A 25,360-nucleotide genomic window follows, 5' to 3' on the forward strand; every position below is an offset into this window, starting at 1 on the left:
TCAGACGTACTCGGGGGCGGGTGCGGCCGGGTCGCCGAGGGCGTCGCGGTGCGCGGGCATGGCGAGGCAGGCCATGCGGTGCCAGCCGGCGAGGCGTTCGTAGGCGTAGGCGGCGTGGATGCCGGCCGTGAGGAGCGCCGACCTGGCCCCGGACCAGCCGAGGATGCGGCCCATGCGGGCCATGACGGCGAGGCTGACGTCCCGGTGGACGCGGATCTCGGCGAGCGCGTACGCGCGCAGGGTGCGCTGGATCAGCCGGCCGTGTCCGGCCGCGGCGAAGCGCAGCAGTTCCTCGTGGGTGTAGGCGAGGTGCCTGTCCTCGTCGTCGGCGATCAGGCGGACGGCCCTGCCGATGTCCGGGTGGTCGCCGAGGTGCCGGCGGAGCATCGCCATCTGGTCGGCGGCGCGCTGTTCAGTGACCCGGCTGTGCGCGAGGTAGACGATGATGTCCCGCACGGTGAGCGGCTCGTCCCGGCGGAGCCGGTCGTGGGCGAGACCGATGCCCTGCCGTTCCAGGAGCATCGTGTAGTCGGTCTCGGGCGGAACCGGGACGGGGGTGAGTCCGCGTTTCCTCAGCAGGGCGGTGAAGATGCGTCCGTGCTTGTCCTCGTCGGCGCCGTGCCGGGCGATCTTGGGCGCGAGCGCGCGTTCGCTCTGCGGGACCAGCGCGGCGATCCGTCCGTTCTCCCAGCCGCCCTGGGCCTCTCCGCCGGCGGCGATGGAGCAGAAGAGCCGGAAGGACTCGTCGTCGTCGAGGATCTCCCGGAACAGACTTTTCGCCGACACCATGGCAGTCACCTCTCCGCAGCTCCGCAGGATCCCGCAGAGAAAGAGTCAAATGGGGACGGAACGGAGACGCAACAGGGGTGCGGGCCGGCTCGGCCGAACGAAGGACCACGCGGGCGCGAAAGAAGAGCCGCGGGGGTCGTAACCGCGCGGCGCCGGGCGCGTTGTTCCCGGTGACGGCCGTGGCGGGGAAGACCCCCGAGCCCCCACCACGGCCGCGGAAACCTTTCTTAGGCGAGCCCGGCCCGCTCCAGCGCCTCGCTACCGGCCCGCAGCGAGGCGATCCGCTCGTCCAGCGTGAAACCGGCCGGGGCCAGGTTGAGGGTGGTGACCCCGGCGGCGGCGTAGGCCTTCATCCGGTCGGCGATCCGGTCGACGGAGCCCAGCAGCGCGGTCTTGTCGATGAGGTCCTGCGGGACCGCGGCGGCGGCCCCCTGCTTGTCCCCGGACAGATACATCCGCTGGATCTCGGCGGCCTCCTTCTCGTATCCCATGCGCTGGGCGAGCTGGTTGTAGAAGTTCTGCTTGGCGCTGCCCATGCCGCCGACGTACAGCGCGGTGTAGGGGCGGAAGGTGTCGGCGAGCCGGGCCACGTCCTTGTCGTCGCCGAGGGCGAGCGGCAGCGTCGGGCACACGTCGAACCCGTCGAGCGTCAGGCCCGCCTTCTCCCGGCCCGCGCGCAGGTACTTGACCGTCGTCTCCTCCAGGTGCTCGGCGGAGGGGAAGATGAGCAGCGCGCCGTCGGCGATCTCGCCGGTCTGCTCCAGGTTCTTCGGGCCGATCGCGGCGATGTACAGCGGGATGTGCTCGCGCTGCGGGTGCACGGTCAGCTTGATCGGCTTGCCCGGGCCGCCGGGCAGCGGCAGCGTCCAGTGCTCGCCCTCGTACGTCAGCCGCTCCCGGGTCATCGCCCTGCGGACGATCTCCACGTACTCGCGGGTGCGGGCCAGCGGCTTGTCGAACTTGACGCCGTACCAGCCCTCGGAGACCTGCGGGCCCGAGACGCCGAGGCCGAGCCGGAACCGGCCGCCGGAGAGCGAGTCGAGGGTGGCCGCGGTCATCGCCGTCATCGCGGGCTGCCGGGCCGGGATCTGGAAGATGGCCGATCCCACCTCGATGCGCTCGGTCTGCGCGGCGACCCAGCTGAGCACGGTGGCCGCGTCCGAGCCGTAGGCCTCGGCGGCCCAGCACACCGCGTAGCCCAGCCGGTCGGCCTCCTGCGCCACGGCCAGGTTGTCGCCGTCCATTCCGGCACCCCAGTAGCCGAGGTTGATCCCGAGCTGCATGGCCGATTCCCCTTACCCATGAGTAACGTCTTTGTCGGGGCGACCTTAGCGTGAGGCGGGTGCCGGGGGCAGGGGCCGAAGGCGAACGCTCGGCCGAGTGGGCAGGGGATACGCGGGGCCGGCTGGGGGGTCGGCAACCGTGGGACCGGCCGGGGATGGGGGAACCGCGGGTTCGGACGGGGGCCGGGAACCGTGGTTCGGATGGTTCCGGATACGGGGCGGTTCCCGGGCGCGGGCTCGGGGGTGGGGTGCGGAGGGGCGCGGGGCGGTTTGCCGGGCGCGGGCTTCGGGGGTGGGGTGCGGAGGGGCGCGGGGCGGATTCCGGGCGCGGGCTTCGGGGGTGGGGTGCGGAGGGGCGCGGGGCGGATTCCGGGTGCGGGCTCGGGGGTGGGGTGCGGGGCGGTTTCGGGGCGCGGGGTGTCCGTGGTTGGGCGCGCGGTTCCCCGTGCCTCTTCGGGGCGCCGGGCACCGGGCGCCCGGTGATCGGCCCGGTTGTCCACAGGCAACCCACCGCACCGGTTCTGGCCAGTAATCTCGCCCGCATGGAGCAGAGGCATCTCGGCCGTACCGGCCTGCGTGTGTCCAGGATCGGGCTCGGCACCCTCACCTGGGGCCGGGACACCGACGAGCACGACGCCGCTGACATGCTGAAGGCGTTCTGGGAAGCCGGCGGCACCCTGGTCGACACCGCGGACGTGTACGGCGACGGGGAGGCGGAGTATCTGCTCGGGCGGCTCATGGACGGCCTGGTGCCGCGCCGGGACCTGGTCATCTCCACGAAGGCCGGCAGCGTGCCCGACCCCGACCGCCGCTTCGACGGCTCGCGCGGCCATCTGCTCGCCGCGCTCGACGCCTCCCTCGCCCGCCTCGGCACGGAGTACGTCGACCTGTGGCACATCCACGCCTACGACCCCGACACCCCGTTGGAGGAGACGCTCCAGGCCCTCGACCTCGCGGTGAGCAGCGGCCGGGCCCGGTACGCCGGCGTCTCCAACTTCTGCGGCTGGCAGCTGGCGAAGGCGGCCACCTGGCAGCTCGCCGCGCCGGGCACCCGCACCCGGCTGGCCGCCACGCAGCTGGAGTACTCGCTGCTTCAGCGGGGCGTGGAGCGCGAGGTGCTGCCGGCCGCGCTCGACCTCGGTGTGGGCCTGCTGCCCTCCTCGCCGCTCGGCCGTGGCGTGCTGACCGGCAAGTACCGGCACACCACTCCCCCGGACTCGCGCGGTGCCTCGGAGCACCTCGCGCCGTTCGTCGAGCCGTACCTGGACGACATGGCGACCCGCATCGTGGACGCGGTGACGACGGCGGCGGACGGGCTCGCGGTCACCCCGCTCCAGGTGGCCCTCGCGTGGGTGCGGGACCGGCCCGGGGTGGCTTCGCCGATCGTCGGCGCGCGCAACGCGCAGCAGCTCACGGCGGCATTGTCAGTGGAGACCCTTAGTCTTCCTGACGAGATCTGCCGGGCGCTGGACGATGTGTCGGCGCCCGTGCACCGCTATCCCGATCACGACTGGAGCACGCTGTGAGCACGGAGCCGGAGACCACGGAGGAAGCCGGGCCGGGGACGCCGGACACACCTCGGGCCGCGGGGCGGGAGACGGCGCCCGGGGAAGACCGTGCGCAGGGCCGCGCGGCCGACGGTGACACGGCGGAGGGCCCGGTGGCGGCCGGGGCGAGCGAGGCGGCGGCCGGGAAGACGGTGGAGACCGAGGGCACCGAGGGGACGGAGGCGGCCGACGGCACCGAGGGGACGGAGGGGGCCGACGGCACCGACGGCGAGCGGGACGCGGACGGCGCCGACCGCGCGGAGAGCGCGCGGAGCGCCACGGCCGGGAGCCCGGAGGGGACGGAGGCAGCCGAACGGTCCGAAGTGACCGCAAGCCCGCAGGGGGACGGGGCGGGCGTAGAGCCCGAGGTGACCGCAAGCCCGCAGGGAGCCGAGGCAGCCGTAGAGCCCGAGGTGTCCGCGAGCCCGGAGGGGGCCGAGGCGGGCGGAGGGGCCGAGGTGTCCGCCAGCCCGGAGGGGGGCGGAGGGGCCGAGGTGTCCGAGGCGGAGGCCGAGTTGGCCGCGCAGCGGGTCGAGCGGGAGCGGATCGAGCGGCGCAAGGCCGAGCGGAAGGGCCCGATCGACAGCGGCGCCAAGCTCAGCGGCACGGCCGCCGACCTGCTCGCGGCGGTCCGGGCCGTGGAGAGCGGCGAGAAGCCGGTGGCCACGGTGTTCGCCGAGCCCGCGCCCGCACCGCGTCGCCCCGCCCCGGAGCCCGTGCGCAGGCCCGCGCCCGCCCCGGTGGCGGCCGGCGGCCCCGCGCCGCGGACGGTGGAGGCCGTTGGCCGCGTGCTGACCGAGGGCGGCGCGCCCGACGCCCTGGCCCCCCAGGTCGCGGCGGTCCTCGGCGAGGGCGCCGACACCGCGTTGCGGGAGGACCCCTGGCAGTTGCTCCGGGTCGGCGGCGTCCGGCCGGAGCAGGCCGACGGCTTCGCGCGGGCGCTGCTCGGTGCCGCCTGCGGCCCTGACGACGAACGGCGGGGCCGCGCGATGACCGTCTGGCTGCTGGAGCAGGCGGCCGTGGCCGGGCACACCGCACTGGAACTGCCCACGCTGACCGCGGCGCTGGGCCGGCAGGGCGTGCCGGATCCGGACGCCGCGGTGCAGGGCACCCTCGCCGAGGCCGAGGCGCTGGTGTTCCAGGACGCCCTGGAGGAGCCCGGCGCCCCCGTACCCGGGGACACCGAGGACACCGGGGACACCGAGGAGGAGCAGGAGCGGCCGGTCCGGGTCCTCGTCGGCCTGGAGCGGTACGCGCTGGCCGAGGAGAGCCTCGCCGACGGCCTGGCCCGGCTGGTCAACTCCGTGCCCCAGGAGGCCGGGCAGGCGTGGGAGGCGGCCGCCGCCGGGGTGTCCGGCGGTGCGGCGGAGCTGGCCCGGGCCGTGGCCGGGCACGGCCTGGTGCTGCACACCGGCGGGGAGGCGGCCCGTGCCGAACCGGCCGCGCTGCTCGGGGCCGCCCGCGCCGCGGGCCTGCGGGCCTTCGCCGTCTGCCACACGCCGGACGGGCGCCGGCGGCTGGCCGCGCAGCTGGGCGGAGACCTCGCGGAACAGGGCGTGGGCACGGTCGCCGGGCTGCTGTCCGGCGCCGAGGGGCCGGGCCGGGACGCGGACGGCGCGCTGGAACTCGACCTGCTGATCGTGCTCGACGCACCCCAGCTCGACGTGGAGGGCGCCGCGATGCTGGTGGAGTCGCTGCCCGACGGGGCGCGGCTGGTGCTCAGCGGCGACCCCGGCGTGCTGTGGTCGGCCGGTCCGGGCCGGGTCTTCGCCGACCTGGTCGCGGCCCGGGTCTGCCCGCAGGCCGTCTCCCGTGTCCCGGACCCCGGCCCCATCGGCGAGCTGGTCTCCGGCATCGGCATCGGCGAGCTGAACCAGGTCGCCGCGCCCGGAAAGGAGATCGTCATCGTGCCGGTGCGCGACGCGGCCGAGGCCGTGCACCGGACGGTGCAGCTGGTCGTGGACTCGGTGCCGCGGGCGATCGGCGTGCCGGCGGACCAGACCGTGGTGATCACTCCGGGCCACGGCGGCGCCGCGGGCACCCGCGCCCTCAACTCCGCCCTGAAGGAGCGCCTCAACCCCGGCCCGGGCCGGTTCGGCGGATTCGACCCCGGTGACCGGGTCGCCTACTCCCCCGCGCCGGGGCGCACGGTGCCGGGCGTGGTGCTGAAGGCCGACGCCGACGGGCTGCACCTGTCGTGCGCGGGCGTCCCCGTCGTCGTACCGCGGGAGCGGGTGGAGGGCGGCGTCCGGCACGGCTGGGCGATCACCGCGCACCAGGCGGTGGGCGCCCGCTGGCCCGCGGCGGTCGTGGTCCTGCCCGGCGATGCCGCGGCGACCCTCAGCCGGTCCTGGGTGTACACGGCGTTCGGCCGGGCGGAGCGGCACCTGTCCGTGGTCCACGGGGTGGAGCAGGCTCTGCCGAGGGCGGTCGCGGAGATCGCGCCCAAGCCCCGCACGACCCGCCTGCGGACCCTGCTGCGCCCCCAGGCGACCTGAGCGTTCCCCCTCCGCGACGGCTAACCGCCGGGACGGCGGGACCCGGCGGTGCCGTACCGGCCTCGCGCCCGCGGCACCGCCGGGTACGCCTCACTTCTCGGCGTCGAGCGTTTCCAGCTCCTCGTCGTCCTCGCCGTCGGAGTCCTCCTCGTCGTCGAACACGGCGCTCACGTCGAACCGGCACACCACCGTCTGCGGATCGATGTGCTCGAACGGTGACTCCAGCCACTCCCCGGCCTCGGGCGGCTCCTCCGCCGCCGTGACCCAGAGCGTGGAGTCGCCCTCCTCCAGACCGAACTCCTTGTGCCGGGAGGCGATCTCGTCCGGCTCGAACTCGCCGAAGAGGACGCCCAGCGCCCCGGGGACGGTCCCGGCGGCATCGTCGGCGTCCACGCCGTCGTCGTACTCCGCCGCCTCGACCCGCTGGGCCTGGGCCAGCAGCCGCTGGGGTTCGGCCACGGTGTAGTCCCGGCGGATCAGCACGCTGATCGCGTTCGGTTCCTCGGGTCCCGCGTAGGGCGGCAGCGCCTCCTCCGCACTGGGGATCTCGAAGGGCGTGACCTCGTCGTAGCGGTCGTAGAGCAGTTCGTCGTACGCCTCCGCGGCCGCGGCCAGCTGGTTGAACGCCTCGGAGACGGCCGGATCGTCCTCCCCCGACCTGCGTTCGATCGCAGCCAGATGACGGTCGAGCGCGGTCTTGACCGCCTCTGCGGCGGCGCGTACCTCGGCAGCGGTGGGCTGCGCAGCATCAGACATAGTGCAGACGCTATCCGTACCGGGCACCAGCCCGCACAATAGATGCGATGCCGGAATACGAATTTGTCGACGTGTACGTGCCTCGCGGGGTCTCCCGCAAGGAGGCCACGCGTCTGCTGACGGACCATGCCGAGTACGGACACTGGGAGTTGGACCGACTGAGCCTGTTGCGCGACGGAAGCCGCAAGGTGCGGCTGCGCCGGCGGATCATCCGCCAGGTACGCGCCACATGGTGAGTGCGGACATGTGAACGGAGCGGGCCCCGCCGGCAGGCGGGACCCGCTCCGTGTTCCGGGCGTACGGCCTCGTCGCCGGGCCGTACCGCCGTCGTCACCCGGCGCTGTCGTTACGCCGAGGCCCGGGCCTTGCGGTAGAGGACCGCGCCCGCGAGCAGCGCGCCCGCTCCGGCCGGCAGCGCGATACCCAGCGGCACCTCACTGCCCGTGTGCGCGAGTTCGGCGCTGCCCAGGGGCTGGGTGGAGCTGCCCGTCCGGGCACCGACCTGGGACGTGCCGTGGGCCGCGTCGTGCCCGCCCGTGCCGGTCTGGGTGCCCGTGCCGTGGTGGCCCTGCCCGCCCGGCTGGTGCGGAGTACCGGGCTTGCCAGGCGTGCCGGGGTTACCGGGATTGCCCGGCTTGCCAGGCGTCCCGGGGTGGCCCGGCTGGCCCGGATGGCCGGGCTGTCCCGGGTGGCCCGGCTCCCCCGGCTGGCCCGGGTGGCCCGGCTTTCCGGGCGGGTTTCCGTACCCGCCGTCGCCACCGTCGTTGGCGCAGTCGTTGCCCACGGCCGGGTTGCCGACCCCGACGACGTCGACGCTGTTGCCGCACACGTTCACCGGGACGTCGACCGGCACCTGCACGGTGTTGCCGGAGCCTACGCCCGGCGAGCCGCCGGTGTGGCCGTCCGCGTGCGAACCGCCGGTGCCGCCGTCGTGACCCCCCGAACCGCCGCCGTGGTTGGCGCACGAGTTGCCCACCGACGGGTTGAGGAGCCCGACGACGTTCACGGTGTTGCCGCAGACGTTCACCGGCACATGCACCGGTGCCTGCACCGTGTTGCCGGACAGTACGCCGGGTGAGCCCCCGGCGGCGCCCGCCGCCGTCGAGTCGGCGTGTGCGTAGCCGCTCGCGGCGGCGATCACGCCGGTCGCGGCGGCCATGGTCATCAGGCCCTTGCGCGTGCCCTGTCGCATGCTGAAATCCCCCCTGCCTTCCCTGCTCTGGTTCTCGGAAGACCGGTCGGCCCCGGAGCGCTTGGCGCGCGCTCCGAGGCCGACGGCTCGTAAAAGGACGCCCCTCAGGGAGCCGGCGTCACTTGTTGACGCAGGCGTTGCCGAAGGCGGGGTTCAGGAGCCCGATCACGTTGATCGTGTTGCCGCACACGTTCACCGGGACGTGCACGGGCACCTGGACGACGTTGCCGGACAGGACGCCCGGGGAGTGCACGGCGGCACCCTGGGCGCCGGCGTCGGCGACGGCGAGGCCCGCGCCCGCGAGAACCAGACCACCGGTGGCGGCCGCAGCAGCGACGACCTGCTTGATCATTATTCCTCCTAGTAGGCAATGCGACCCCAAGGCGCGGGATCACATCACCTGCAACGAGGAAGGAGTAATCAAGCTACGAGCCTATCGTCGCATTCACCCTTCTCAGTCCGGCTCGTACGACTGCCCGATTAGCACGGCACCCCTGGTGGGGGCGGGCGTCACGAGGCGTCGATGAAGCGGTCGAGCACCCGCACGCCGAACTTCAGCCCGTCCACCGGCACCCGCTCGTCCACGCCGTGGAACATGCCGGCGAAGTCCAGCTCCGGCGGCAGCTTCAGCGGCACGAAGCCGAAACCGCGGATGCCGAGGTCGTCGAAGGACTTGGCGTCCGTACCGGCGGAGAGCATGAAGGGGATCGCCTTGGCGGCCGGGTCCTCGGCGAGCAGCGCGGACCGCATGGCGTCCACCAGGGCGCCGTCGAAGGTGGTCTCGACGGCCTTGTCTGCGTGCACGTCCTCGCGGCGGACGTGCGGTCCGAGCAGCCGGTCGAGGTCGCTCAGGAACTCCTCCTCATGGCCCGGCAGGAACCGTCCGTCGATGTGCGCGGTGGCCTCGCCCGGGATCACGTTGACCTTGTACCCGGCGTTCACCTGGGTCGGGTTGGCGGTGTTGCGCAGGCTGGCGCCGATCAGCTTGGCGATGCCGCCGAGCTTGGCGATGGTGGCCTCCATGTCCTCCGGGTCCAGCTCGGTGCCGAGCGCGTCGCCCAGCTCGTCGAGGAAGGCCCGGGTGGTCTTGGTGACCCGCACCGGGAACGTGTGCCGGCCGACCCGGGCGACGGCCTCCGACAGCTCGGTGATGGCGTTGTCGCGGTGGATCATCGACCCGTGCCCTGCGGTGCCGGCCACGGTCAGCTTCATCCAGTGCATGCCCTTCTCGGCCGTCTGGATCAGATACAGCCGCCGCTGCTCGTTCACGGTGAAGGAGAAACCGCCGACCTCGCTGATCGCCTCGGTGACGCCCTCGAACAGGTCGGGGTGGTGGTCGACCAGGTGGCGGGCGCCGTAGGTGCCGCCCGCCTCCTCGTCGGCGAGGAAGGCGACCACGATGTCCCGAGGGGGCCTGCGCCCGCTGCGCAGCCGGTCGCGGACGACCGCGAGGGTCATCGCGTCCATGTCCTTCATGTCGACGGCCCCGCGCCCCCACACACAGCCGTCGGCGATCTCGCCGGAGAACGGGTCGTGGGTCCAGTCGACGGCGTTGGCGGGCACGACGTCCAGGTGGCCGTGGATCAGCAGCGCGGGCCGGGACGGGTCCTCGCCCTCGATGCGGGCCACCGTGGAGGCGCGGCCCGGGTGCGACTCGTAGATCTCCGGCTCCAGCCCGACCTCGGCGAGCTTCTCGGCGACCCACTCGGCGGCCTTGCGCTCGCCCGGCCCGGAGTGGTCGCCGTAGTTGCTGGTGTCGAACCGGATCAGCTCGCGGCAGAGGTCCACGACCTCGTCCTCGCCGGTGACGTTCCTGGCCGTGTCCGTCTCGCTCACGGTGCTTCCTCCCGCGCTGTCACTGCTGGTGGTCCCCCATCCTCTCTCCGGCGCCGTCCGGGGCCCAAGACCGGTCCCGGCCCGTCACACACCGTTCACGCGCGAGCCGCCCCGGGAGCGGGGGGTGATCAGGCACCCCCGAAAGCCTGGTAATGTTTCCTTCGTCGCCGCGAGGGAAACGCCGAAAGGCAGCACTCGCACGACAGACACCTTGTCCGGGTGGCGGAATGGCAGACGCGCTAGCTTGAGGTGCTAGTGCCCTTTATCGGGCGTGGGGGTTCAAGTCCCCCCTCGGACACCAGCGAGGCCCCTGCTCTGCGGGGGCCTTTCGCATGCGCCGGTGCGGCTTCCTAGACTTGAGGGGTGGCCCGGCCCAACGCCGAGGTCGAGGCGCTCCTCCAGGAGTACGCCGATCTCATCGCGATCACCGGAGGCGACGCCTTCAAGGCACGCGCCTACGAGAAGGCGGCGCGGGCGATCGGCGGGTATCCGGCCGACATCTCCACGCTGGACGCCGACGGGCTGCGGGAGATCCCGAACGTGGGCCGGTCCATCGCCGAGAAGGTGACCGAGTATCTGCGCACGGGACGTATCGCCCTGGTCGAGGAGCGCCGGGCGAGGATCCCGGCCGGGGTACGCGAGCTGATCACGATTCCGACGCTGGGGCCGAAGAAGGCGCTGCGGCTCTACGAGGATCTGCACATCTCGTCGGTGAGCGAGCTGGCCGCGGCCGTCGAGGCGGACGCGCTGGCCGATCTGAAGGGCTTCGGCGAGAAGACACAGGACAACATCCGGCACGGCATCGAGCTGCTCCGGCGGGCGGGTGCGCGGGTGCCGCTGGCGCCGGCGACGGACACCGCCGAGGGGATCGTCGCCGAGCTGTCCGGGGTGACGGGCTGCCGGCGCTGTGCGTACGCCGGTTCGCTGCGCCGGATGCGGGAGACCGTCGGGGATCTGGACGTGCTGGTCGCGGCGGAGCGGTCGGCGCCGTTCATGGACGCGTTGTGCGAGCTGCCGGTGACCGTCGAGGTCGTGGCGCGGGGCACGAAGAAGACGTCGGTGCGCACCGGCAAGGGGCTCCAGGTCGATCTGCGGGTGGTGCCGCCGGAGTCGTGGGGTGCGGCGATGCAGTACTTCACCGGTTCCAGGGCGCACAACATCCGTACCCGGACGATCGCCGTGCACCAGGGGCTGAAGCTCTCCGAGTACGGCCTGTTCGACACCGGGAGCGGCGAGCCGGTCGCCTCCCGCACGGAGGAGGACGTGTACGCGCGGCTCGGCCTGCCGTGGATCCCGCCGACGCTGCGCGAGGACCGCGGGGAGATCGAGGCGGCGCTGCACGGGGAGCTGCCCGAGGTGGTGACCGAGCGGGACATCCGCGGTGACCTGCACACGCACACCGATCTCACGGACGGTCTGGCCTCGCTGGAGACGATGGTGGAGGCCGCCGCCGAGCGGGGCTACGCGTACTACGCGGTCACCGACCACGCGCCCGATCTGTACATGCAGCGGATGACGGACGAGAAGGTCCTCGCCCAGCGGGAGCGGCTGCGGGAGCTGGACGGCAGCCGCCGCCGGATGCGGCTGCTGCACGGCACCGAGCTGAACATCGGTCCGGAGGGCGAGGTGGACTGGCCGGACGAGTTCCTCGCCGGTTTCGATCTGTGCGTGGCCTCGCTGCACTCCCACTTCGGCCTGGGGCGCAGGGCGATGACGCGCCGGCTGGTGCGGGCCTGCGAGAACCCGTATGTCCATGTGATCGGGCATCCGACGACCCGGCTGATCGGCAGGCGGCCGGGCGTGGACGCCGACTGGGACGAGGTGTTCGCCGCCTGCGCGCGCACCGGGACCGCGCTGGAGGTCAACGCCCAGCCGGACCGGCTGGACCTGGGCGACGCGGACATCCTGCGGGCGCGGGAGCACGGGGTGAGGTTCGCCGTGAACTCCGACGCGCACTCCGTGCCGCACCTCGGGCAGCTGCGTTACGGCGTCGGTACCGCGCAGCGCGGCTGGCTCACCCGCGACGACGTGATCAACACCTGGCCGCTGACCCGGCTGCGCCGGTTCCTGCGCAAGGGCGGGCGGAGCTGAGCCGCGGTGTCACAGCGGTGCGCCCGCGCGCAGGGCCCGTACCGTGAGCGTGCCGTCGTCGCGGTGCTCGACCCGGGTGCCGTGGCCGCGGGCATGGGTGTCGAGGACGGTGCGCAGCCAGGCGGTGTCGTCGTCCGAGGCGTGTTCCAGGCGCAGCCGGCGGGCCCTGAGCGGCACCATGCGCAGTCCGGTCAGCCGGCCGGTGCCGGGCTCCACCGACACCAGGTAGAGCAGCCGCAGGTCGTCGCGGTAGCGCTCGTAACCGCCGATGCCCTCGTAGTCGTCGACGAGGTCGCCGCAGCCGTACAGGACGAGCCGGTCCCGGTAGACCTCCGGTGGCCGCGGGTGGTGCGAGGAGTGCCCGTGGACGACGTCGGCGCCGGCGTCGACGAGTGCGTGGGCGAAGCGGACCTCGGCGCGTGGGACGCCGTAACCCCAGTTGGGTCCCCAGTGGACGGACGCGACGACGATGTCGCCGGGCCGCCGCAGGCGGCGCAGGCGGTCGGCGAGGTCCGTCGCGGCGGCCGGGGTCGGCGCGCTGACGAAGGCCACGCCGGGCCGTTCGGCGGTGGCGGCCCAGCTGTGCGGGATCCCGCTGGACGGCATGCCGAAGGAGAGGACCAGGACGCGTCCGCCGGTGCGCAGCGGTACGGTCGCCGGCCGCCACGCCGTGGCCGCGTCCCGGCCCGCTCCGGCGGTGCGCAGCCCGGCCGCGGCGAGGGTGTGCAGCGTCTCCCGGAGGCCGGCCGGCCCGAAGTCGAGGACGTGGTTGTTGGCGAGGACGCAGACGTCGGGGCGGGCGGCGGCGAGGCAGGGCAGGTTGGCCGGGTGCATCCGGTAGTGGACGCCCTTGCCCGGTGCGAAGTCGCCGTCCCCGGTGACGGCGGTCTCCAGGTTGATCACCCGTACGTCGGGCGCGGCCCGCTCCAGCACGGCCAGTGCCTCGCCCCACGGCCAGGCGGGGTCGACGGGCCGGGGCACCGGTCCGTTCGCGGCCTCCGCCAGGGCGACGTAGTCCCGGGCGTCGTGCACGTAGTCCTCGCGCAGCACCGGGTCGCCGGGGTGCGGGAGGATCTGGTCGACGCCCCGGCCGAGCATGACGTCTCCGGCGAGGAACAGGGTGACGGTCCCCTCGGGCATGTCCTCGCCTACACGTGCGCGGGTGCCATGTGGTCCGTGAACCAGTCGCGTGCCGCCTCGGTCACCCTCTCCAGCGTGCCGGGCTCCCCGAAGAGGTGGGTGGCGTGCGGGACGACCTCCAGCCGGTTCTCGCAGCGGAGTCGTGCCTGTGCGTCCCGGTTGAGGTCGATCACCAGGGCGTCCGCGCCGCCGACGATGAGCAGGGTGGGCGCCGTCACCGCGGGCAGCCGGGGGCCGGCGAGGTCGGGCCGGCCGCCGCGGGAGACGACCGCGGCGGGGCGTGCGGCGGGGTCGGCGGCGGCCCACAGGGCGGCGGCGGCGCCGGTGCTGGCGCCGAAGTATCCGATGGCGAGCCCTTCGACGTCGGGTTCCTCGCGCAGCCAGCGGGTGGCGTCCAGCAGCCGGCCGGCCAGCAGCGCGATGTCGAAGACGTTGGCGCGGTCGGCTTCCTCCTCGTCGGTGAGCAGGTCGAACAGCAGGGTGCCGAGCCCGGCGCGGTGCAGTCCCTCGGCCACGAACCGGTTGCGCGGGCTGTGCCGGCTGCTGCCGCTGCCGTGGGCGAAGGCCACGACGCCGGTGGCGTCGTCGGGCAGGGTGAGCCGTCCGGCCAGCCGTACGGCGCCGGCGGTCACCGTCACCTCCCGGTCGGTGGCTCCGGCGCCGGCCGTGTGCCGGTGGCGGCCGGCGGCCCGGTGCAGACAGGCGGTGACCTCCTCGTCGTCGACCTGGGTGAAGTCGGCGTAGAACTGGCCGACCGCGGCGAAGTCCCAGGGGGTGTCCAGGCAGACCAGTTCGTCGGCGTCCCCGCCCAGCCGGCGGGCGAAGTCGCGGGGGGCCACGGGGACGGCCAGCACGATGCGGGCCGCGCCCCGGGCCCGGGCGATGCGGCAGGCGACCCGGGCGGTGGAGCCGGTGGCCACTCCGTCGTCCACGACCAGGGCGGTCCGGCCGGCGACGGAGAGGGGGGACGTCTCGCCCCGGTAGCGTGCGGCGCGTTCGAGCAGGACGTGGCGTTCGCGTTCCTCGACCCGGGCGAGGTCGACCTCGCCGACGCCGGTGCCGCGCAGCACTTCCTGGTTGATGACGCGTACGCCGTCCTCGCCGATGGCTCCCATGCCGAGTTCGGGCTGGTACGGCACGCCCAGTTTCCGTACCAGGCACACGTCGAGGGGTGCGTCGAGTGCCTCGGCGACCTCGGCGGCGACCGGCACTCCTCCCCTGGGCAGCCCGAGCACGACCACGTCCTGGCCCCTGAGGTACTCGAGGCGGGCGCCCAGCCGCCGGCCCGCTTCGAGGCGGTTCCTGAAGTGCACGGCGGGGCTCCTTCACTCGCGCGGCAGCCAGAGCGGCGCCGGGCCGTCCGTGTCGGCGGCTCCCGTCGCCTTCATGTCGCCGTCGGCGGCGCGCAGCAGCAGCCGGCCCATCGCGATGAGCGCGCGTCCGGCGGCGAGTTCGTCGCCGATCTCGGGCATCGCCTGGTCGTAGGGGTTCCTGCGGGCCTCCGCGTGGCTCTCCAGGACGTTGTCGCCGGTGTCCAGGATGATCCGGGCCGTGGTGTCCGGATCGTGCTCGGACAGGTACAGGTTGAGCCGCCACTCCTTGACGCTCACGGGTCGGGTCATCGTCCCTCTCGCCTCCCAGCGTCGTGAACCCGTCGGGGCACACCCGTTCGGGCCCTTCCACTGTGCACCCGTGCCGTGCCGGACGCCTCCTCTGGTGGGGGCAGAATGTGGGCCATGACCTCGCGTACCTGCCCTTGTGGACTCCCCCGGCCCTACGACGCCTGCTGCGGGCGTTTCCACGCGGGTTCCGCGAGCGCGCCGACCGCCGAGCTGCTCATGCGCTCGCGGTACAGCGCGTTCGTCGCGGGGGACGCGGGGTATCTGCTGCGCACCTGGCATCCGCGGACGCGGCCGGAGCGGCTGGACCTGGACCCGCGGACGAGGTGGACGGGGCTGGAGGTCCTGGGCAGTACGGACGGGTCGGCGTTCCACGTGACGGGCACGGTCACCTTCCGTGCCTCGTATCGCGGCGGTTCACTGCACGAGCGGAGCCGCTTCGAGCGGGTGGACGGGGCGTGGGTGTACGTGGACGGGGAGTTCCTGGATTGACATCCTCCCCGGCCTGAAGGCCGGGCTGGAGCAGCCGGGCGGCGGGGCGTTGCCGGCGGGTGGGTTCAGGGGGCCAGGATGTCCAGTTCCTGGAGGGCGCCCGCGGTGATCTGCCGGGTCAGTTCCTCGGCGCGGGCCGCGTCGCGGGCGCGGACCGCCTCGGCCACCCGCACGTGCAGGGTGACGGCGGCCGGGTCGGGGTCCTCGAACATGACCTCGTGGTGGGTGCGGCCGGTCAGGACCTCGGCGACGACGTCGCCGAGGCGGGCGAACATCTCGTTGCCGGAGGCGTTCAGGACGACCCGGTGGAAGGCGACGTCGTGGACGAGGTACTCCTCGAGCCGGTGGCCGCGTGAGTTGGCGACCATGCCGAGGGCGCACTCGGTGAGTTCGGCGCACTGTTCGGCCGTGGCGTGCTGCGCGGCCAGGCCCGCCGCGACGGGTTCGACCGCGGAGCGCAGCACGGTGAGCGAGCGCAGCTGGTGCGGGCGGTCGGCGCCCGCCAGGCGCCAGCGGATGACCTGCGGGTCGTAGACGTTCCATTCGGCCTTGGGGCGGACCGTGACACCCACCCGGCGGCGGGACTCGACCAGGTGCATGGATTCGAGCACACGCACCGCCTCGCGCATCACCGAGCGTGACACCTCGAAGTGGTGTGCGAGTTCGTCCGTCCGCAGAACGCTGCCCGGCGGGTACTCGCCCGCCGTGATCGCGGGGCCGAGGGTGTCCAGTACATGGCCGTGCAGACCCCGGCCCGGTGTGCTCATGCACTCAGCGTACGGCCTGCGTCACAGACTCAAAAAGTCAGACTTATAAGTCACAGACTCTTGAATTCGTCGTACCTAATGGGTTTCAGTGTGGCGACGCCGCAGCGGCGTCGGATGTCGAGGAAGACAGCGAGGCAACAATGCGAACCCCCCAGGTCGTCGTCGTGATGGGCGTCGCGGGGACGGGCAAGACGACGATCGGTCCCTTGCTCGCCGCGCGGCTGGGCGTCCCGTACGCCGAGGGCGACGACTTCCACCCGCAGGCCAACATCGACAAGATGTCGGCCGGGATCCCGCTCGACGACGCCGACCGGTGGCCGTGGCTGGAGGCCATCGGGCACTGGGCGCACGGCCGGGCCGGACTGGGCGGGGTGGTCAGCAGCTCGGCGCTGAAGCGGTCGTACCGCGACCGGCTCAGGTCCGTGGCCCCCGGGATCGTGTTCCTTCACCTCGCGGGCGACCGGCGGCTGATCGAGGAGCGGATGTCCCGGCGCAAGGGCCACTTCATGCCGACCGCGCTGCTGGACTCCCAGTTCGCCACCCTCCAGCCGCTCGAGCCGGACGAGGCGGGAGTCGCCGTGGACGTCAGCGGCAGCCCCCAGGAGATCACCGAGCGTGCCGCCCACGCCCTCGCGACCCTTCCCGACACCGCGGGCAGCTCCCAGTAGCGCCTGCCGGAAAAGTCCCCCGTAACCGCAAGGAAACCCCGTGACCAGACTCAGCGTCGAGATGCTGGCAGCGGACGCGCCTCCGCCGATCACCTCCGCAGGACACGCCCAGCTGGGCATCGCCGTCCTGGTGGGCATCGCCGTGATCGTCCTGCTCATCACCAAGTACAAGCTCCATGCCTTCCTGGCACTGACCATCGGCTCACTCACGCTCGCGGCGGTGGCCGGAGCGCCGCTGGACAAGGCCATCACCAGCTTCACCACCGGGCTCGGCAGCACCGTGGCCGGCGTGGGCGTCCTGATCGCGCTCGGGGCGATCCTGGGCAAGCTCCTCGCCGACTCCGGTGGCGCCGACCAGATCGTGGACACGATCCTCGCCAAGGCGGGGGGCCGGGCCATGCCGTGGGCGATGGTCCTCATCGCCTCCGTGATCGGCCTGCCGCTGTTCTTCGAGGTCGGCATCGTGCTGCTGATCCCGGTCGTGCTGATGGTCGCCAAGCGCGGCAACTACTCCGTCATGCGCATCGGCATCCCGGCCCTCGCGGGTCTGTCCGTGATGCACGGCCTCATCCCGCCCCACCCCGGCCCGCTGGTCGCGATCGACGCGGTCAAGGCCAACCTGGGGGTGACGCTGGCGCTCGGCCTCCTGGTCGCCGTCCCCACCGTGATCATCGCCGGTCCGCTCTTCTCGAAGGTCGCGGCCCGCTGGGTGGACGTCCCGGTGCCCGACCGGATGCTGCCCCAGCGCGCCTCCGACGAGCTGGAGCGCCGCCCCGGCTTCGTGGCGACGCTCGCCACCATGCTGCTGCCCGTCGTGCTGATGCTGGTGAAGGCGCTGGTGGACATCGTCATCGACGATCCGGAGAACACCACGCAGCGGATCTTCGATGTCGTGGGCTCCCCGCTGATCGCGCTGCTCGCCGCCGTGCTCGTCGGCTTCTTCACGCTGGGCCGGCCCGCCGGGTTCGGCAGGGACCGCCTCCAGCAGACCGTCGAGAAGGGCCTGATGCCCATCGCCGGCATCCTGCTGATCGTGGGCGCGGGCGGCGGCTTCAAGCAGACGCTGATCGACTCCGGCGTGGGCCAGATGATCCTGGACGTCTCCAGGGACTGGTCGATCCCGGCGCTGCTGCTGGCCTGGCTGATCGCGGTGGCGATCCGGCTGGCGACCGGCTCGGCGACGGTGGCGACGGTCTCGGCGGCCGGCCTGGTCGCGCCGCTCGCGGCCGACATGTCGACCACCCACACGGCCCTGCTGGTGCTGGCCATCGGCGCGGGCTCGCTCTTCTTCAGCCATGTCAACGACGCCGGTTTCTGGCTGGTGAAGGAGTACTTCGGGCTGACCGTGGGGCAGACGGTGAAGACGTGGTCGGTGATGGAGACGATCATCTCCGTGGTCTCCGGCGGTCTGATCCTGCTGCTGTCCCTCGTGATCTAGGAGCGCCACGGCGTGCGGGCGGGCCCGCTTTTCCGCACCGCGGACCTGCCGTCGTCGTGGCCGGGAGGGCCGCGGTGGCCCCGGTGGTTTTCCGCACCGCGGACCTGCCTGCCGCCGTCGCGCACCGCGGACCCGACGCCGTCGTGGCCGGGCACCGTGCGGACGCGGCGGCCGGGGGTCAGGGGCGCCACAGGGGGTGTTCGTTCCGTGCCCACTCCTCGCTCACCGAGCCCGTCCGCATGCCCCGTCTCGCCTCCGGGTCGCCCAGGGCCATGCCGATGTGGCCCGCCAGGACCACGCCGATCGTCAGGGCCAGCCAGTCGTGCACGAAGGTCGCCGAGGTGCGCCACATCAGCGGGGTGACGTGGGTGAACCACATCATCAGGCCCGTGCCGAACATGACCAGGGTCGCGCCGGCGATCCAGGCGGCGTAGATCTTCTGGCCGGCGTTGAACTTGCCGGCCGGGCGCGAGGCGCGCCGTTTGTCGCGGCGCAGGGCGGCACGCAGCCAGACCCGGTCGTGCGGGCCGAAGCGGTTGAGGAAGCGCAGGTCGCCGCGGAAGGCCCGGGAGGCCAGCCCCAGCAGCACCGGCACCGGCAGGGCGACGCCCGCGCACTCGTGGATCCGGACGACCAGTTCCCGGCGGCCCACCATGACCGCGAGCTGCGGGATGTAGAGGAAGGCCGCGGTCACCACGCACACCCCCATCAGCGCGGCCGTCCCGCGGTGCACCCACCGTTCGGCCCGGGTGAAGCGGTGGACGCGGGCGCTCGGCGGGGCCTCGGTCTCAGCTCGTAGGCTCATCCGTCCGTCCGTTCGAGCGGCCGACCCAGGCGTCGACCTCGTAGCCGAGGTTCTCCCAGTAGCCGGGCTTCACCCGGTCGGTGACCGTGATGCCGGAGAGCCACTTGGCCGACTTGTAGAAGTACATGGGGGCGACGTAGAGGCGGACCGGACCGCCGTGGTCGTGGCCGATGTCCTTGTCCTGCATGCGCAGGGCGACCAGGACGTCCGGCCGGCGGGCCTGGTCGAGGGTGAGGCTCTCGGTGTAGGTGCCGTCGAAGCAGGTGAAGCGGAGCGCCTTCGCGGAGGAGCGGACGCCCGCCGCGTCGAGCAGCTCGGACAGGCGTACGCCCTCGAAGGGGGTGCCCGGGACCCGCCAGCCGGTGACGCACTGGACGTCCTTGACCAGCCGGGTCTGCGGCAGGGAGCGCAGCTCGGCGAGGGTGTAGCCGCGCGGGCGGTCGACCAGGCCGTCGATGGTGAGGCGGTAGTCCGCGGCCGTCCGGTGCGGGACGGAGGCGGCGACGGAGTAGTAGCGGAAGCCGCCGCCGTTGGGCAGCAGGCCGGTCAGGCCGGTGGGGTCCTTGCCGGCCACGTCGCCCAGGAAGTCTTCGAGGCCGCGTTGCAGCGTCGGCGCGGCGAGCACGCCGAGCGCGCCGAGGCCCAGGGTGCCGAGGAAGACGCGGCGGCCGACGGGGCGGCCGTCCTGCTCCTCGGGGTGTTCGGAGTTCACGAATTCATTCGAGCACTCGGGGCCGCCGGGGGCCAGGGAACCGGATCGCCGGTCAGAGTTCCGTAATCACTTCCCACGCACGTCTCCTGCTCGTCCCGCCCGCCGTACGTCGTCTTCCGCGTACGTCTTCCCTCCGTACGTCGCGGAGGGCCGTGTTTCTCACTGCCCGAGGGCGCGGGCGCGGGCCGCGCGGAAGGCGGCCAGGGGGTCGCGGCGCGTGTAGGACCAGGGGGCCGGGGTGGCGTGCTCGCCGATGCGCTGGAACAGGGCCGCCGCCTCGGCCGGGCGGCCGGCGCAGGACAGGGCGAACGCGAGGTGGTTGAGGTCGATGTGGCGGCGCGGGTGCTCGTCGTGCTCCCACTCCAGCCACCAGTCGAAGGAGGCGCGCAGGATGCGCCGGGCCCGCGGGCCGGACCAGTGCCGGGAGGCCGCCGGGTCGTCGGGGGCCAGGCCGGTGGCGGCGAGGACCCGGTACCGCTCGGCGTACGCCACGACCGGCAGGACGGCCAGCGGGGAGTCGGCGGGGGCCTCGGCGGCGGCCAGCTCGGCGACGTCGTACACCTCGTGGGCCTCGCTCCTGCCGCCGCCGGGGCGTTCGGCGAGGCCCGCGATGAGCAGGTGGTGGGCGTGGTGGTGCTCGGGGTGGCGGCGGCACAGCTCGGCGAACGTGCCGAGCAGCGCCTTCTCGGAGCCGAAGGCACGGGCGAGCAGCAGCAGGCCGAGCCAGGGCGTGGGGTCGGCCGGGGCGAGCGCGGCGGCCGTGCCGCAGGCGTCCCGGGCCCGGCCGGGTTCCTCCTTGCCGCGCAGGGCGCGCCGGACCAGGGCCAGCGCGAGCAGCGTTGCGGCGTCGGCGGAACCGGGCTCGGCGGCCAGCCAGTCGGCGGCCCAGGCGGCGGCGTAGGGATCCCGGGCGAGCACGGTGAGGCGGTGGCCGCGGCGGTCCCAGTCGTCGCCGGTGTGCACCAGCAGGGAGCGTGCGGCCTGCCGCCGGCCCTGGGCCAGCGCGGTCCGGGCGGTGCGCAGCTCCGCGTCGTCCAGCGCGGCGTCGAAGGCGCCGGAGTCGTCCTGGGCGGTCTCGCCGGACGGGTCCGTCGGGGCCCGGCGAGCGCCGAGCAGAGGCGGGAGAGGGGGCACCGCGGGGCTTCCTGTTTCTCGGGCTGCCATCGGCCGATCACGCACAGCAAACCCCCAGCCACGGATGGCGTCAAGCGGAACGGCGGCGATGCCGGCTTCAACCTCCTTTACGGCGGCGGCACTTGTGTCTCCCTGCCCAGGTGGGCCGCGCGCCGGCCGCACACTCCGGGAAGTTCCTGTGGCGTACGCCATGCCGTCCCAGGCCGTGCGCCCGGACCGTGCGCCCGACTTTCTGTGGCGCACGCCATGCCGTCCTTGGCCGTGCACCCCGGCCTTCTGTGGCGCATGCCGTCCCTGGCCGTGCACCCCGGCCGTGCGCCCCGGCCTTCTGTGGCGCACGCCATGCCGTCCCCGGCCGTGCGCGCCGGCTTTCTGTGGCGTACGCCATGGCGTCCCGCGGCGCGGTTGCGGAGCATGGCGAGTCCACCGCCCGGTTCCGGGTACTTCCGGGGCAATGCCGTTCCGGGAGCGCTACAGTCGGCGACTACGCGCCCGTGGTCCGGCCGGATGATCGAGGTACGCAGCGTGTCCGTTCTGGTTCTCCTCCTCGCCGTGAGCGCGGCCTGCTGTCTGGGCTTCGGCTTCGTGCTCCAGCAGAACGCGGCGCAGAAGGCACCGCTCAGCGACTTCCTCTCCTTCCGGCTGCTGCTCGACCTGATGCGGATGCCGCGCTGGCTCGGCGGCCTCGGCCTGATGGTGGCCGGCATGGTGCTGGGCGCCGCCGCCCTCGGCAAGGGCGAGATCTCCCTGGTCGAGCCGCTGCTCGCGACCAACCTGCTGTTCGCCCTCGCCCTCTCCCGGCACCAGACCGGACAGCCCCTGGGCCGTCAGGGCTGGGCCGGTCTGCTGCTGCTCGCGGGCGGGGTGAGCGCGTTCATCATGGCGGGCGAGCCGCGCGGCGGCACGGCCGTCAGCGACCCGCTGCGGCACTGGCTGATCATCGGGGCCGTGGTGGGCTCGGCCCTCCTCCTCACGACGTACGCCAAGCGCTCCCGGCTGAGCGGGGGCCCGGTGCTGCTGGCCCTCGCGGCCGGGCTGCTGTACGGCGTCCAGGACGCGCTGACCCGGGTGAGCGGCACCCGCTTCTCCGACGGCGGTCTCCCGGAACTGTTCACGGGCTGGCAGCCGTACGGCGTGGTGGCCTGCGGGGTCACCGGGCTGGTCCTGGTGCAGAGCGCGTTCGAGACGGCCCCGCTGCGCATGTCGCTGCCCGCGCTCACCGCGGCCGAGCCGCTCGCCGGGATCCTGTGCGGGGTGGGCTTCCTCGGTGACCGGCTGCGCACCGACACGGGGGCGCTGGCCTGGGAGGCGGCCGGACTCGCGGCCGTGGTGGGGGGCATCGTGCTGCTCGGGCTGCATCCCGCCATGCCGTGCGGCGCGGGTGAGGCGCGGCGGCCGGCCGGGGCCCTGCAACGGCGCTGAGCCCACGGCCCTGGTCCTGCCCGGCCGGGGGCGCCGTGGCGCTGCCCGCATGAGGACGCCGTGGCTTTGCCCGCATGACGGCGCCGTGCGGCTGCCCGCATGACGGCGCCGTGCGGCTGCCCGCATGACGGCGCCGTGCGGCTGCCCGCATGAGGACGCCGTGACGCTGCCCACATGAGGACGCCGTGGGGGCGGCCCGCATGAAGGCGCCGTGGCGCTGCCCGCATGAGGACGCCGTGGCTTTGCTTGGATGAGGGCCATGAACCCTGCTGACGAGATCCTCGACGTCGTCGACGAGCACGACCGGGTCGTCGCCCGATATCCGCGCGGCGAGGTGTACGCCCGCGGGCTGCGCCACCGCTGCGTGTTCGTCCAGGCCCGGGACGCGGCCGGCCGGCTCTTCGTGCACCGGCGCACGGCGACCAAGCTGGTGTTCCCCGCCCTGTACGACATGTTCGTCGGCGGGGTCGTCGGCGCGGGCGAGTCCTACGACGAGGCGGCGCTGCGGGAGGCCGAGGAGGAACTGGGCGTGACCGGGCTGCCCCGGCCGGCGTACCTGTTCAAGTTCCTGTACGACGACGGCGCCGGGAAGAGCTGGTGGTCGGCGGTGTACGAGGTGCGCTGCGAGCTGCCCGTCCATCCGCAGGCGGAGGAGGTCCAGTGGCACGCCTTCCTGCCCGACGAGGAGGTCGAACGGCGGCTCGGCGAGTGGGAGTGGGTGCCGGACGGGCTGGCGGCGTACGAGCGGCTGCGGGTGTTCCGGGCGGGCCGCTGACCGGCCGGTAGGGTCGCCCGTGTGAGCGAATTCGTACGGAACATCCGGCTGTGGTTCGCGCCGGAGCAGGTGCGGGACGAGGGCGGTACTCCCGACTACCGGTTCTCGCTGGCCAACGAGCGGACCTTCCTCGCCTGGCTGCGCACCGCGCTGGCGCTGATCGGCGGCGGATTCGCGGTGGACCAGTTCCTGCCGGACCTGCGCTGGGCGTGGCGGGTCGGTCTCGCACTCGCCCTGCTCGGGGCCGGTGTGCTGTGTTCCCTGCGCGCGGTGAACCACTGGGTGCGCTGCGAGCGGGCGATCCGGCGCGGCGAGGATCTGCCCGCGTCCCGGTTCCCGGCGCTGCTGAGCCTGGTCGTGGCGGTGGTGGCCGTCGTGATGGTCGTGGTGGTGCTGGTCGGGTGGGAGGGGTGACCGACGGGCCGGGCCCGGCGGTCCGCGATCCCGGGCTCCAGCCCGAGCGGACCCGGCTGGCCTGGCGGCGTACGACGCTGTCGGCCTCCGTGGCCGCCGTCCTGGCCGTGAAGACGGCGCTGCACGGGGGTCTGTCGGCCGCCGGGATCATCGCCTGCGCACTGTGCTGCGGCCTGTGGCTGGGCTTCCTGCGGGTGGCCCACCACCGCATCCGCGCCCTGGCCGCCGGCGGCCCGCCGCCCGCGCTCGCCCCCCGCCTCGCGACGGCGGCGGTGCTGTGCGCGATGGCGCTGGCGCTGTGCGCGGCCGTGCTCGTGGTCTAGCGGCTCGCGTTCCGGAACCTCGTAGTCCAGAAGGTGGCGCCCTCCGGCCGGTCCGCCAGAAGGTCGTCTCCCGGCCGGTCCGCCAGAAGGTTCCCCTCCCGGCCGGTCCTCCCGAAGGTTCCCCTCCCGGCCGGTCCTCCCGAAGGTTCCCCTCCCGGCCGGTCCTCCCGAAGGTTCCCCTCCCGGCCGGTCCCCCCGAAGGTTCCCCTCCCGCCGGTTGTCTAGAAGGTCCCCTCCTGGCTGGTCGTGTAGAGGGCGCCCTCGTCGTCCGCGGCCCAGACGTTGTCCTCCTCGGCGTCCCAGTCCACCGTCACGACGAGCTTCCCGCGGGTGTGGCCCTCCTGGCTCAGCCGCTGGGCGTCCGCCGCCCGCTCCAGCGGGAAGGTCTCCTGGACGTGCACGGTCACGGCGCCCCGCTCCGCCAGTTCCGACAGCCGCCGCAGGTCCTCGGCGTCCGGGCGGACGAAGGCGTACCGGCCGCCGTAGCCCACCACCTCCGGGTCGGCGATCGAGGCCAGCCGGCCCTCCGGGGCGAGCAGGTTGGCCGAGGCCTTGAGCGTCTCCCCGCCGACGGTGTCGAAGACCGCGTCCACCCCCTCGGGGGCGAGTCCACGCACCCGTTCGGCCAGGCCCTCGCCGTAGGCCACCGGCTCCGCGCCCAGCCTGCGGACGTAGTCGTGGTTGGACGGGCCCGCGGTGCCGATGACCCGGGCGCCGAGATGGGCGGCGATCTGGACGGCGAGCGAGCCGACCCCGCCGGCCGCCGCGTGCACCAGGACGGTCTCGCCCCGCTGCACGTCCAGTGACCTGACCAGCACCTGGTAGGCGGTGAGCCCGGCGAGCGGAAGTCCGGCGGCCTCCTCGAAGGACAGGTTGCGCGGCTTGCGGGCGAGGGTGCGCACGGGCGCGGCGACGTACTCGGCGAAGGTGCCCCGGGAGAGGAAGTCCTCGCGGACGTAGCCGACGACCTCGTCACCGACGCCGAACTCCGTCACCGCGACACCGGGCTGCACGACCACACCGCTGACGTCCCAGCCGGGGATCACCGGGAAGACGGGGTCCAGCAGCGGGTCCAGATGGCCCTCGCGGCACTTCCAGTCGACGGGGTTGACGGCCGCCGCGCGCACCTTGACCAGGACCTGGTCGGGACCGACCTTGGGGTCGCGCAGCTCGCCGTACTCCAGCACCTCGGGGCCGCCGTAGCGGCTGTAGCTGATGCCCTTCATGTCCTCGACCCTCCGGGGTACTCGTACGCCACGCAACCGGGATGCCCCGGTATGCACCTTTCGCATGGGAGCCTGTCAGTCGTCGGCTTCCCGTACCCCTCGAAGGCGAGCACCATGACCACCGCCCACCAGGCACACACCGAACACGGGACGCACAGCCACGGGCCGGGCTGCGGGCACAGCGCCGTGCCGCACGGCGACCACCTGGACTACGCGCACGACGGCCATCTGCACCGTGAGCACGAAGGTCACTGGGACGAGTGCGAGCCGGCCGGGCACTCCGTCCACGAGAACCACGAACACGCGCACCACGACGAGTGCGGCCACGCGCAGGTGCCGCACGGCGACCACGTCGACTACCTGCACGACGGGCACCGGCACGCCGAGCACGGGGACCACTGGGACGATCACTGACCTGCCGGGAGCCAGGGCC

Annotated in this window: 26 protein-coding genes and 1 tRNA gene; 13 read left to right on the forward strand and 14 right to left on the reverse strand. The window is 73.6% G+C overall.

Annotation, left to right across the window (positions count from 1 at the left end; translation table 11 throughout):
- Positions 1-789 (reverse strand): ferritin-like domain-containing protein, encoded by a 789-nt coding sequence (locus JK361_RS24000; RefSeq protein WP_201821610.1) that lies wholly within the window; start codon positions 787-789, stop codon positions 1-3.
- A 227-nt stretch (positions 790-1,016) separates the two neighbouring features.
- The gene (locus JK361_RS24005; protein ID WP_201821612.1) at positions 1,017-2,072 is read right to left on the reverse strand and encodes an LLM class F420-dependent oxidoreductase; all 1,056 of its coding nucleotides are present in this window, start codon (positions 2,070-2,072) and stop codon (positions 1,017-1,019) included.
- A 542-nt stretch (positions 2,073-2,614) separates the two neighbouring features.
- Between JK361_RS24005 and JK361_RS24010 the strand changes: the two genes are divergently transcribed.
- Together JK361_RS24010 and JK361_RS24015 are read left to right on the forward strand one after the other, a co-directional pair.
- A complete protein-coding gene (locus JK361_RS24010; RefSeq protein WP_201821614.1) occupies positions 2,615-3,598 on the forward strand; it encodes an aldo/keto reductase in 984 nt (327 codons plus the stop codon).
- Complete coding sequence (locus JK361_RS24015; protein ID WP_201821616.1) at positions 3,595-6,117, forward strand: helix-hairpin-helix domain-containing protein; 2,523 nt, start codon at positions 3,595-3,597, stop codon at positions 6,115-6,117. The genes JK361_RS24010 and JK361_RS24015 overlap by 4 nt, the downstream gene beginning before the upstream one ends.
- Before the next feature lie 90 nt (positions 6,118-6,207).
- Here the strand turns inward: JK361_RS24015 and JK361_RS24020 are convergent, their stop codons facing one another.
- The gene (locus JK361_RS24020) at positions 6,208-6,873 is read right to left on the reverse strand and encodes a hypothetical protein (RefSeq protein WP_201821618.1); all 666 of its coding nucleotides are present in this window, start codon (positions 6,871-6,873) and stop codon (positions 6,208-6,210) included.
- A 47-nt stretch (positions 6,874-6,920) separates the two neighbouring features.
- Here JK361_RS24020 and JK361_RS24025 point away from each other — a divergent pair, with 47 nt between their 5' ends.
- Positions 6,921-7,109 (forward strand): DUF5703 family protein, encoded by a 189-nt coding sequence (locus tag JK361_RS24025; RefSeq protein WP_043407302.1) that lies wholly within the window; start codon positions 6,921-6,923, stop codon positions 7,107-7,109.
- A 110-nt stretch (positions 7,110-7,219) separates the two neighbouring features.
- On the opposite strand, the gene JK361_RS42415 is transcribed toward JK361_RS24025, so the two are convergent.
- The 3 genes from JK361_RS42415 to JK361_RS24040 form a co-directional block, all read right to left on the reverse strand.
- Positions 7,220-8,065: a chaplin family protein gene (locus tag JK361_RS42415; protein ID WP_201821620.1), complete on the reverse strand. Its 846-nt coding sequence runs from the start codon at positions 8,063-8,065 to the stop codon at positions 7,220-7,222.
- Between the two features lie 118 nt (positions 8,066-8,183).
- On the reverse strand, positions 8,184-8,417 hold the full coding sequence (gene chpH / locus JK361_RS24035; RefSeq protein ID WP_201821621.1) for a chaplin ChpH: 234 nt from the start codon (positions 8,415-8,417) through the stop codon (positions 8,184-8,186).
- A 158-nt stretch (positions 8,418-8,575) separates the two neighbouring features.
- Positions 8,576-9,901: a M20/M25/M40 family metallo-hydrolase gene (locus JK361_RS24040; protein ID WP_201821623.1), complete on the reverse strand. Its 1,326-nt coding sequence runs from the start codon at positions 9,899-9,901 to the stop codon at positions 8,576-8,578.
- A 213-nt stretch (positions 9,902-10,114) separates the two neighbouring features.
- Here JK361_RS24040 and JK361_RS24045 point away from each other — a divergent pair.
- Both JK361_RS24045 and polX read left to right on the forward strand, forming a co-directional pair.
- A tRNA-Leu gene (locus JK361_RS24045) sits at positions 10,115-10,202 on the forward strand.
- A gap of 62 nt (positions 10,203-10,264) precedes the next feature.
- Complete coding sequence (polX, locus tag JK361_RS24050; protein WP_201821625.1) at positions 10,265-11,992, forward strand: DNA polymerase/3'-5' exonuclease PolX; 1,728 nt, start codon at positions 10,265-10,267, stop codon at positions 11,990-11,992.
- A gap of 9 nt (positions 11,993-12,001) precedes the next feature.
- Here the strand turns inward: polX and JK361_RS24055 are convergent, their stop codons facing one another.
- The 3 genes from JK361_RS24055 to JK361_RS24065 are packed head-to-tail and all read right to left on the reverse strand — an operon-like array spanning position 12,002 to position 14,754.
- A complete protein-coding gene (locus JK361_RS24055; protein WP_201821626.1) occupies positions 12,002-13,132 on the reverse strand; it encodes a CapA family protein in 1,131 nt (376 codons plus the stop codon).
- An 8-nt stretch (positions 13,133-13,140) separates the two neighbouring features.
- The gene (locus JK361_RS24060; protein ID WP_201821627.1) at positions 13,141-14,445 is read right to left on the reverse strand and encodes a phosphoribosyltransferase; all 1,305 of its coding nucleotides are present in this window, start codon (positions 14,443-14,445) and stop codon (positions 13,141-13,143) included.
- Between the two features lie 12 nt (positions 14,446-14,457).
- On the reverse strand, positions 14,458-14,754 hold the full coding sequence (locus JK361_RS24065; protein WP_201821628.1) for a dsRBD fold-containing protein: 297 nt from the start codon (positions 14,752-14,754) through the stop codon (positions 14,458-14,460).
- A gap of 114 nt (positions 14,755-14,868) precedes the next feature.
- Between JK361_RS24065 and JK361_RS24070 the strand changes: the two genes are divergently transcribed.
- Positions 14,869-15,243 (forward strand): YchJ family protein, encoded by a 375-nt coding sequence (locus JK361_RS24070; protein ID WP_201821629.1) that lies wholly within the window; start codon positions 14,869-14,871, stop codon positions 15,241-15,243.
- A gap of 65 nt (positions 15,244-15,308) precedes the next feature.
- Here JK361_RS24070 and JK361_RS24075 read toward each other — a convergent pair whose 3' ends face one another.
- On the reverse strand, positions 15,309-16,010 hold the full coding sequence (locus tag JK361_RS24075; RefSeq protein ID WP_201821630.1) for a FadR/GntR family transcriptional regulator: 702 nt from the start codon (positions 16,008-16,010) through the stop codon (positions 15,309-15,311).
- Positions 16,011-16,150: 140 nt separating this feature from the next.
- Here JK361_RS24075 and JK361_RS24080 point away from each other — a divergent pair, with 140 nt between their 5' ends.
- Together JK361_RS24080 and JK361_RS24085 are read left to right on the forward strand one after the other, a co-directional pair.
- Positions 16,151-16,678 carry a gluconokinase gene (locus JK361_RS24080; RefSeq protein ID WP_201821631.1) on the forward strand — a complete coding sequence of 176 codons (528 nt, stop codon included), beginning with the start codon at positions 16,151-16,153 and terminating at the stop codon, positions 16,676-16,678.
- A gap of 40 nt (positions 16,679-16,718) precedes the next feature.
- Entirely contained in the window at positions 16,719-18,116 is a 1,398-nt protein-coding gene (locus JK361_RS24085) for a GntP family permease (RefSeq protein ID WP_201821632.1), read from the forward strand.
- Positions 18,117-18,294: 178 nt separating this feature from the next.
- On the opposite strand, the gene JK361_RS24090 is transcribed toward JK361_RS24085, so the two are convergent.
- The 3 genes from JK361_RS24090 to JK361_RS24100 form a co-directional block, all read right to left on the reverse strand.
- Positions 18,295-18,921, reverse strand: coding sequence for a cytochrome b/b6 domain-containing protein (locus JK361_RS24090; RefSeq protein ID WP_201821634.1), 627 nt, complete (start codon positions 18,919-18,921; stop codon positions 18,295-18,297).
- On the reverse strand, positions 18,905-19,633 hold the full coding sequence (locus tag JK361_RS24095; RefSeq protein WP_201821636.1) for a molybdopterin-dependent oxidoreductase: 729 nt from the start codon (positions 19,631-19,633) through the stop codon (positions 18,905-18,907). Before JK361_RS24095 ends, JK361_RS24090 begins: the two co-directional genes overlap by 17 nt.
- A gap of 159 nt (positions 19,634-19,792) precedes the next feature.
- Positions 19,793-20,767 carry a hypothetical protein gene (locus tag JK361_RS24100; RefSeq protein WP_201821637.1) on the reverse strand — a complete coding sequence of 325 codons (975 nt, stop codon included), beginning with the start codon at positions 20,765-20,767 and terminating at the stop codon, positions 19,793-19,795.
- Between the two features lie 525 nt (positions 20,768-21,292).
- Here JK361_RS24100 and JK361_RS24105 point away from each other — a divergent pair.
- The 4 genes from JK361_RS24105 (at position 21,293) to JK361_RS24120 (ending at position 23,701) form a co-directional block, all read left to right on the forward strand.
- Positions 21,293-22,189: a DMT family transporter gene (locus JK361_RS24105; RefSeq protein ID WP_201821638.1), complete on the forward strand. Its 897-nt coding sequence runs from the start codon at positions 21,293-21,295 to the stop codon at positions 22,187-22,189.
- Positions 22,190-22,448: 259 nt separating this feature from the next.
- Complete coding sequence (locus JK361_RS24110; protein WP_201821639.1) at positions 22,449-22,964, forward strand: NUDIX domain-containing protein; 516 nt, start codon at positions 22,449-22,451, stop codon at positions 22,962-22,964.
- Between the two features lie 21 nt (positions 22,965-22,985).
- A complete protein-coding gene (locus tag JK361_RS24115) occupies positions 22,986-23,378 on the forward strand; it encodes a YidH family protein (protein ID WP_201821640.1) in 393 nt (130 codons plus the stop codon).
- Positions 23,375-23,701: a DUF202 domain-containing protein gene (locus JK361_RS24120; protein WP_201821641.1), complete on the forward strand. Its 327-nt coding sequence runs from the start codon at positions 23,375-23,377 to the stop codon at positions 23,699-23,701. Before JK361_RS24115 ends, JK361_RS24120 begins: the two co-directional genes overlap by 4 nt.
- A 221-nt stretch (positions 23,702-23,922) precedes the next feature.
- Here JK361_RS24120 and JK361_RS24125 read toward each other — a convergent pair whose 3' ends face one another.
- Positions 23,923-24,927: an NADP-dependent oxidoreductase gene (locus JK361_RS24125; RefSeq protein ID WP_201821645.1), complete on the reverse strand. Its 1,005-nt coding sequence runs from the start codon at positions 24,925-24,927 to the stop codon at positions 23,923-23,925.
- A gap of 114 nt (positions 24,928-25,041) precedes the next feature.
- Between JK361_RS24125 and JK361_RS24130 the strand changes: the two genes are divergently transcribed.
- Entirely contained in the window at positions 25,042-25,341 is a 300-nt protein-coding gene (locus JK361_RS24130; RefSeq protein ID WP_201821647.1) for a hypothetical protein, read from the forward strand.
- Positions 25,342-25,360 lie beyond the last annotated feature (19 nt).

Source organism: Streptomyces musisoli, assembly GCF_016741855.1.
Lineage (GTDB): Bacteria > Actinomycetota > Actinomycetes > Streptomycetales > Streptomycetaceae > Streptomyces > Streptomyces musisoli.

What these genes read in the sequence shown, in the direction of transcription:
- JK361_RS24110 (WP_201821639.1), top strand. Translation starts at nt 22,449, where the DNA reads ATGAACCCTGCTGACGAGATCCTCGACGTCGTCGACGAGCACGACCGG.
- JK361_RS24000 (WP_201821610.1), bottom strand. Translation starts at nt 789, where the DNA reads ATGGTGTCGGCGAAAAGTCTGTTCCGGGAGATCCTCGACGACGACGAG.
- JK361_RS42415 (WP_201821620.1), bottom strand. Translation starts at nt 8,065, where the DNA reads ATGCGACAGGGCACGCGCAAGGGCCTGATGACCATGGCCGCCGCGACC.
- JK361_RS24080 (WP_201821631.1), top strand. Translation starts at nt 16,151, where the DNA reads ATGCGAACCCCCCAGGTCGTCGTCGTGATGGGCGTCGCGGGGACGGGC.
- JK361_RS24025 (WP_043407302.1), top strand. Translation starts at nt 6,921, where the DNA reads ATGCCGGAATACGAATTTGTCGACGTGTACGTGCCTCGCGGGGTCTCC.
- JK361_RS24075 (WP_201821630.1), bottom strand. Translation starts at nt 16,010, where the DNA reads ATGAGCACACCGGGCCGGGGTCTGCACGGCCATGTACTGGACACCCTC.
- chpH (WP_201821621.1), bottom strand. Translation starts at nt 8,417, where the DNA reads ATGATCAAGCAGGTCGTCGCTGCTGCGGCCGCCACCGGTGGTCTGGTT.
- JK361_RS24125 (WP_201821645.1), bottom strand. Translation starts at nt 24,927, where the DNA reads ATGAAGGGCATCAGCTACAGCCGCTACGGCGGCCCCGAGGTGCTGGAG.
- JK361_RS24070 (WP_201821629.1), top strand. Translation starts at nt 14,869, where the DNA reads ATGACCTCGCGTACCTGCCCTTGTGGACTCCCCCGGCCCTACGACGCC.
- JK361_RS24130 (WP_201821647.1), top strand. Translation starts at nt 25,042, where the DNA reads ATGACCACCGCCCACCAGGCACACACCGAACACGGGACGCACAGCCAC.
- JK361_RS24065 (WP_201821628.1), bottom strand. Translation starts at nt 14,754, where the DNA reads ATGACCCGACCCGTGAGCGTCAAGGAGTGGCGGCTCAACCTGTACCTG.
- JK361_RS24090 (WP_201821634.1), bottom strand. Translation starts at nt 18,921, where the DNA reads ATGAGCCTACGAGCTGAGACCGAGGCCCCGCCGAGCGCCCGCGTCCAC.
- JK361_RS24010 (WP_201821614.1), top strand. Translation starts at nt 2,615, where the DNA reads ATGGAGCAGAGGCATCTCGGCCGTACCGGCCTGCGTGTGTCCAGGATC.
- JK361_RS24055 (WP_201821626.1), bottom strand. Translation starts at nt 13,132, where the DNA reads ATGCCCGAGGGGACCGTCACCCTGTTCCTCGCCGGAGACGTCATGCTC.
- JK361_RS24005 (WP_201821612.1), bottom strand. Translation starts at nt 2,072, where the DNA reads ATGCAGCTCGGGATCAACCTCGGCTACTGGGGTGCCGGAATGGACGGC.
- JK361_RS24020 (WP_201821618.1), bottom strand. Translation starts at nt 6,873, where the DNA reads ATGTCTGATGCTGCGCAGCCCACCGCTGCCGAGGTACGCGCCGCCGCA.